Source organism: Streptomyces gottesmaniae (assembly GCF_031845845.1).
In the GTDB taxonomy this organism is placed as follows: Bacteria; Actinomycetota; Actinomycetes; order Streptomycetales; family Streptomycetaceae; genus Streptomyces; species Streptomyces akebiae.
The window spans coordinates 64,401-71,075 of sequence record NZ_JAVRFJ010000052.1 but is presented as its reverse complement, the minus strand read 5'-3'; the positions used below and the strand labels follow the sequence as shown (position 1 = coordinate 71,075).

The window sequence follows — 6,675 nt, the reverse complement described above, 5'->3', positions numbered from 1 at the left end:
GCCCGGTGGTCATCACCGGGCGCCCCTCCTCATGTGCGCGTGCGACGGTTACGCGATGTGCTCGTCGGTCAGTTCCGCGTTGAGGCGGTTGGAGAAGCGATTCACCATGCGCTTGGCCTCGGCCTCGTCGAGCGTGACGCCGTATGTCGACTCGATGTCGGAGATGAGCGCGCGCGGGGTGGGGGCTCCGTTCCCGCCCTTGGTGATCTCGCGGAAGACCTGGTAGTAGTCCTCCTCCGTCGGCTCCGGGGCGCCGCCGCCCTCGCCCAGCTCGCGGGTGCGGCCGGGGCCGGCGGGGATGGGGAAGCTGCCGGTCTCCTCCGGGGAGGGTTCCGGCGACCGGAGCGCGGGGTCCTGGAGCGCGGGGTCCTGGAGTCCGGGGGCCTCGAACTGCTGCTGCCGATAGCGGGGGTCCCGGGGGTCCCCCTCGAAGCGCTGGTACTGCTCGTACGAGCCGTTCTGCCCGTTATGCCCGTTCTGGCCGTACTGCTCGTGCTGCCCGTACTGCTCGGGGTCCTGCTCCTCGTACCACTCCTCGTACTGTTCCTCGGGTTCGTACGAGGGGTCGTAGCCGCCCTGGTAGGGGACCTCCTGGGGGTGGCGGGCGTGGAGCCAGGGGCTTTCGTCGACCGGGGGTTCCTGCTCGGCGTGGCCCTGCTCCTGGTACTCGGCGTGCTCCGGCTGCCGCTGGGCGGGGGTGCTCTCCAGCTGGGGGCGCTGCTCGCCGGGAGGCGCCGTCATGCCCACCCGTGTCGCCCCGGTGGCTCGACTGCCCGCGGCTGCGCCGATGTCGACCTGCGGTGCCGCCGGCAGCACCGCCGGTTCTATTCCTGCCGCCGCCAGACCCGCCGGGGCCGTTTCCGCCAGGGGGACGCCGTAGCGGGCCAGGCGGAGGGGCATCAGAGATTCCACCGGGGCCTTGCGGCGCCAGGCCCGGCCGTAGCGGGAGCGGAGGCGGGCCTGGTAGACGAGACGTTCCTGCTCCAGCTTGATGACCTGCTCGTAGGAGCGCAGCTCCCAGAGCTTCATACGGCGCCAGAGGAGGAAGGTGGGGACGGGGGAGAGGACCCAGCGGGTGAGGCGGACCCCCTCCATGTGCTTGTCGGCGGTGATGTCGGCGATACGGCCGACCGCGTGCCGGGCCGCCTCGACCGCGACGACGAACAGGATCGGGATCACCGAGTGCATGCCGACACCCAGCGGGTCCGGCCAGGCCGCCGCGCCGTTGAACGCGATCGTCGCCGCCGTCAGCAACCACGCCGTCTGGCGGAGCAGCGGGAAGGGGATGCGGATCCACGTCAGGAGGAGATCCAGGGCCAGCAGGACGCAGATACCGGCGTCGATGCCGATCGGGAAGACGTAGCTGAAGTTCCCGAAGCCCTTCTGGAGGGCCAGCTCCCGTACGGCCGCGTACGAACCCGCGAAGCCGATCCCGGCGATGATGACGGCGCCGAACACGACCACGCCGATGAGAACGCGGTGCATGCGAGTCAGCTGGATTGGCGCGGACACCCGTACTCCCCTCCCCTTGCGTGTTGTTGCGCGCAACAGAGTGGCACATGTGTACGGCGAACGGGTTGCCGGATGGCATCGAGCCCGGCCCCAGCGGGGACCGGGCTCCGACGAAACAGCAGGTGAGGTGAGGCTACGACTTGCTCTTCCGGCTGCCCGAGGTGGACGAACCCGAGTCCGAATCGGAATCCGAGCCACCGTCCGAGTCGGAACTCACGTCCGCACCGGAACCGCCCGACGACGACGCCTTCGTCGCGTCCTTCGACGGTGTCTTGGAAGCGCTCTTCGACGGCGACGCCGACGCGTCCGTACCGTCGTTCTCCTCCTCGACCGCCTCCACGGCGTCCTTGGCGGCGGACTTCGCGGACTTCAGCAGCGCGGCCGCGTCCGGTGTCTTCTCGCCGGCCAGACCCGCACCGTTGTAGTCGAGCGTGACGACGACGTTCTCCGTGCGCACCACGATCGTCTGCTGCTTGAAGGTGTCCCCGTCCTTCTTCAGGTCGTACTTGACCACCGTCGCCTGGTCGCCCAGGCCCGTCGCCGGCTCCGTCTTGACGTTCTTCGCCCCGTCCACGGCCTTCGCCGCGGTCACCTTCGAATCGAACGCCTTGGCCGCGCGGTCCTCGCCCGGGCCGTTCGCCGCGTCCGAGGCCAGCAGGTGCAGGGAGACGCTCAGCCAGCGGTACTGGGAACCGTCCACACCGTTGTTGTCGAGACTGATCCAGCGGCAGTCGCCGGACACGTCCGCCTCGGCCTTGTTGATCGCCTTCCCGGACTTCACGCCCTCCGGCACCAACGACTTCAGCGTCTTGTCGGGGAACACCTCGCACGCGTCCGGCAGCGACGCGTACTTCGCCGCGACCACCTCCGGCGTGGCGCTCTCCGTCGCCGACTGGTTCAGCCCCGCGGGCGTCTCGTCACCGGAGGCGCTGTCGGATCCGGAGTCCGACGAACAGCCGACCGCCAGCAGCATCGCGGGCACGACCGCCGCGCCCACGAGAACCCGGGCCCGGCCCGGACGCCCACGACGTCCGACACGCGTCACCCGCACCGAAGGCGCGATACGCGACGACTGATGCTGATCTGACTCTGCGGCTCGTTGCATGGTTCCTTCACAATCGGATCGGGTCTCCGAGAGGCCACCGTACGCGGTGAAGAAGAAGTGCGGTTCTGGTTCAGGTGGTTCGCAGGTGTGCCCGAACCACCCCCGAGCGCCCCTCAGTCGTCGAACGCCTCCGCCAGCCGCTCCGCCAGATTCCGGGCCCTGTCCTGCATTTCCTCGCTGTCCGGCACCACCGTCGTGGTCGCCGGCTGCTCCTCGTACTCCACCGTCACGAGCACGTTCGACGTGCGGAACACCACAGTCACGGTCCGCTGCCCACTCGTTCCGAGCGCGTCGTCGAGGAACGCCTCGTCCCCGAGACCGTCGAGCGTGCGCGGCTGGAGGGAGGCGGGGGTCCCGGAGGCGGAGGGGGTGGAGGATCCGGTGGCACCGGATGAATCGGATGAACCAGATGAACCAGATGAACCGGATGAATTAGACGTATTGGAGGTGTTGGAGGAATCGGAAGAAGGGGGCGTCGAGCGGGAAGCGGAGGCCGAGGGGCCCGTCGACGGGGCGTCGGTGGCGTTCCCCGTCGTCCCCGTGTCCTCGTCGACCTCCTCCGAGACGGTCGGCGTCGGCTCCGGCAGATCGGCCGCTTCCACCTTTCCGCCGTAGACCTCCTGCGCCTTGCTGTCGTCGCTGACCGCGTTGGTCCACGACACGACACGCTCGAAGTCGACGAACACGTAGTGGGTGGCGTCCGTGGACTCCACCTTCCAGCGGCAGCCGGCCTTGGCATCCGTGTCGTACGTCTGCGTCGCCTCGCCCTCGTACGCCTGCTCGCGCTGGGTCGGGTCGGGGAGCTGCTTGATGCCGGGGAGGAGGGAGTCGAGGGTGCCCTGGTCGACCGAGGCGCAGGGTACGGGGAGCGTGTCGTAGCGGCCGGGCTGGGCGACGGTGGCCGAGGTGGTGGCCTCGCCCGGGCGGGGGTCGTCGGTGGAACCGTCGTCGCTCGATCCCGTGCACGCGGCCAGCAGTGCCGCGAGGAGCACGGCGACCCCGGGTACGTACGCCTTCCGCTGCACGGTGGGGCTCCTCTCGACGGGGTCCCTCGGGACGCCTGCGCAGTCCTGCCAGTGGTTAATCACTTGCCGCCCGGGGGTGACCCCCGGGCACCATGTGTATCGCACGCACTGCCGTGGACGCCGGTCCGGCATCCCTTTTCATGGACCTTGGCGTCGGTTTTGCGTTTTGCGGCTTTCATCTGCTCTTCGGGGGAAAGAGGGCGCTATGTCGTACGTCGAGATGACGGGCGTCAACAAGCCGATCAAGCAGGTCATCGACCTGCAGCGGGACCTGGTGCAGGTGGTGGCGGAGCTGAAGCGGATTGTGTGCGTGAAGGGCTGATGACGTGGGGCCCGGCCCTTTGCGGTCCGGACCCCGACTTCAGGGCTTCACTGATCGTTTGGCATCAGCATCCTGCTGTTCCTGAGGCGCCACCTGCGTAGACGGCAGCTGTTTGCAGTGCGCCCGAGTTCTGTGGCGGCTGCCACGATGTCGTCCTGCTCCAGCACCATTCGGTCCTCGTGGGCAGTCCAGGCTCGTCGCGAGTTCACGATTCGCATGTCGACAGGGCGAACCCAGCGAGAGAAGGAGTCCGCTTTGACCTGTTTGCGTCCCAGTGAAAGGCAACCTGGGTAGTACAGGTCAGCTGCCAGTTGCTGAGCCGCCTCCTTCTCGTAGGAGATGTTGTAGATCTCGTCTCGTGAGTTTCGTTGGGTGAGGCGCTCAACTCCTGTGATCGCCTGGGCGTAGGCGCGCAGAAAGGAGCCAATGGCAGCGCTCGCCGTGGCGAGAGAGATGAACGGCAGCCCTGGACCTGTGTAGCCGACCGATCCGTCGGCATCGATGAGGCCTCGAAGGTAGTCGCGGCGGGAAAAGGGAACACGCGGCGGGGCGATCGTCGTCGACTTGCGGCCGTACGGAAGACCGAGCTGGTTGAGCTTTGTCCTGGCGTCGAGGGAACAGAGAGACCAGGTTGCCGAGTGATGGCTCTCCGTAAAGTTGGTTGACCGTACTCGCTCGGTGACACTGCTGTTGTACGGCGTCAAGTACTTGAACCTGTACAGCAGATCGACGTCCCTGATGTTGAGCTCGACGGTCAACTTCCCTTTCTGGCCTTCGCCTTGACAGAGGTGACCGTCCGCTTGCAAGAACCCGAACATGTACGCGTACTCAGCTTGGCGTTTAACGTCGCAGGTCACCCGACCTGCTGATCTGCGGTTCTTTCCGGGACAGCGGAGGCGGCCGTTCTCCACGCTTCGAGATGTCGAGTCACGAAGTACAAGAGAACGGCCGCTGTGTATGAGTCTGTCTGTCGATGCGCCCGCAGGCGAGGCGTTGGACGTGTTGTCCCGCTTTCGGGTCGAGTTCTACGAATGCCTCTACGCTCGCGCGGATGCGCTCTTCGAGCTCACGGACGCGGTGCTGTGCGCGGACGGGCCGGTGAAGACACTGGTCGAGCTGTCTCTGGCGGTCGAGCACCGGCGCGGGCACGGTGCGCTGTACGCGGCTTTGGACCGCGGTTGGCTGGAGCCGGCGCGGTTGCGCCGCACACTGGCCGGCCTGCCGCTGCCGAAGGCGGCCGACGGGCGGATCGTGCTGGCCGTGGACGTGAGCATCTGGCTCCGCCCCGATGCCCCGACCAGCGACGACCGGCTGTTCTGCCACGTCTACGGACGTGGTGATCGCAAGACGGACCAGTTCGTGCCGGGCTGGCCGTACTCCTTCGTTGCCGCGCTGGAGTCCGGCCGCACCTCCTGGGTCGCACTGCTGGACGCCGTGCGCCTGGGACCAGCCGACGACGCGACGCTCGTCACCGCCGCACAACTGCGCGATGTCGTCGAGGGGTTGACGCAGGCCGGGCACTGGCGGCCGGGCGACCTGAAGATCCTCATCGTGATGGACGCCGGCTACGACGTCACTTACCTCACCCACGCCCTGGCCGACCTGCCGGTGATGCTGCTCGGGCGCCTGCGCTCGGACCGAGTCATGCTCCGCGACCCGGGCCCGACCCGTTCCGGCCCGAAGGGCGGGCGACCCCGCCGGCACGGCGGTGTCCTCACTTTTGCCAAGCCCGACAGCTGGCACGAGCCCGACGTCACCACAGCTACGGACACCACCCGCTACGGCAAGGCCGAGACGATCGCCTGGGACCGGATGCACCCCAGGCTCACCCATCGAGGCCCATGGCTGGACCACGCCAAAGAGGAACTGCCCATCCTGCACGGCACGTTGATTCGTCTCAAGGTCGAGCGCCTGCCGGGCGACCGCGACCCGAAACCGGTGGACGTGGACTGCTGGTGGCAGTCCTTCCTCCGCAGATGCGACCTGGAACACACCTTCAGGCTGATGAAGCAGACCCTCGGCTGGACGGCACCGAAGGTCCGTCACGCCGACAGCGCCGATCTGTGGACCTGGCTCATCATCGCCGCCCACACCCAGCTCCGTCTCGCCCGCCCCCTCGCCGAGGACCTGCGCCGCCCCTGGGAGCGACCCACCGCACCCCGCCGCCTCACCCCGGCCCGCGTCCGCCGGGGGTTTCGCAACGTCCGCGCGACGGCGGCCCGTCCGGCGGCCGCACCGAAACCGTCCAAGCCGGGCCCGGGACGGTCTCCCGACTCGAAGAACAAGCACCGAGCCACACGCCACGACGTCGGCAAGACGGTCAAACGCGCCGAGTCGATCAAGGAACACCAAGCCCGCCGAGGATAAACGCCAAGCTCAGGGGCTGTGAGGTCCATGAACCGGTGAGCGCTAGGCTCGCAATCAGCCACAGGGAAGCACCACTTCCGTGTCGGTCAGGCCCTCGTCCAGGACTGGCATCCCGGGCGGGGGCCGTCGTGTTGATGTTGTGGCGCGAGCCTAGGTCGACAGTTCGGGTGGCATGTGGGTGGTCGAGAGGGTTCACCCTTGTGAGTTAGCCTCGATTCGGCAGCGGCTGTGATTGCCCGACTGGGCTGTCGGTTCGCCCTGTTTGTTCCGCGTGATCGGGGGCGGGGCCTTCGCGTATCGCTGCGGCTGTGCCGGGGTCCACGGTTCGCGGAGTGTGCTGGTCC

Annotated in this window: 5 protein-coding genes; 1 reads left to right on the top strand and 4 read right to left on the bottom strand. The window is 67.9% G+C overall.

The features are described from left to right. Nucleotides 1-48: 48 nt before the first annotated feature. From RM704_RS39990 to RM704_RS39975, 4 genes are all read right to left on the bottom strand, one after another. Nucleotides 49-1,485, bottom strand: a complete 1,437-nt coding sequence (locus RM704_RS39990; protein WP_033532741.1) for a DUF2637 domain-containing protein — start codon at nt 1,483-1,485, stop codon at nt 49-51. 160 nt (nt 1,486-1,645) lie between these two features. Then, complete coding sequence (locus RM704_RS39985; RefSeq protein WP_192829892.1) at nt 1,646-2,617, bottom strand: hypothetical protein; 972 nt, start codon at nt 2,615-2,617, stop codon at nt 1,646-1,648. Nucleotides 2,618-2,730: 113 nt separating this feature from the next. Beyond that, on the bottom strand, nt 2,731-3,642 hold the full coding sequence (locus RM704_RS39980; RefSeq protein ID WP_033532742.1) for a hypothetical protein: 912 nt from the start codon (nt 3,640-3,642) through the stop codon (nt 2,731-2,733). 369 nt (nt 3,643-4,011) lie between these two features. Continuing rightward, on the bottom strand, nt 4,012-4,782 hold the full coding sequence (locus RM704_RS39975) for an LAGLIDADG family homing endonuclease (protein WP_107072487.1): 771 nt from the start codon (nt 4,780-4,782) through the stop codon (nt 4,012-4,014). A gap of 139 nt (nt 4,783-4,921) precedes the next feature. On the opposite strand from RM704_RS39975, the gene RM704_RS39970 reads away from it, so the two are divergent. Further along, the gene (locus RM704_RS39970) at nt 4,922-6,331 is read left to right on the top strand and encodes an NF041680 family putative transposase (protein WP_033532744.1); all 1,410 of its coding nucleotides are present in this window, start codon (nt 4,922-4,924) and stop codon (nt 6,329-6,331) included. Nucleotides 6,332-6,675: the final 344 nt, after the last annotated feature.

Coding starts and splice junctions, on each gene's coding strand:
- RM704_RS39985 (WP_192829892.1), bottom strand. CDS start 2,617: ATGCAACGAGCCGCAGAGTCAGATCAGCATCAGTCGTCGCGTATCGCG.
- RM704_RS39990 (WP_033532741.1), bottom strand. CDS start 1,485: ATGCACCGCGTTCTCATCGGCGTGGTCGTGTTCGGCGCCGTCATCATC.
- RM704_RS39975 (WP_107072487.1), bottom strand. CDS start 4,782: ATGTTCGGGTTCTTGCAAGCGGACGGTCACCTCTGTCAAGGCGAAGGC.
- RM704_RS39970 (WP_033532744.1), top strand. CDS start 4,922: ATGAGTCTGTCTGTCGATGCGCCCGCAGGCGAGGCGTTGGACGTGTTG.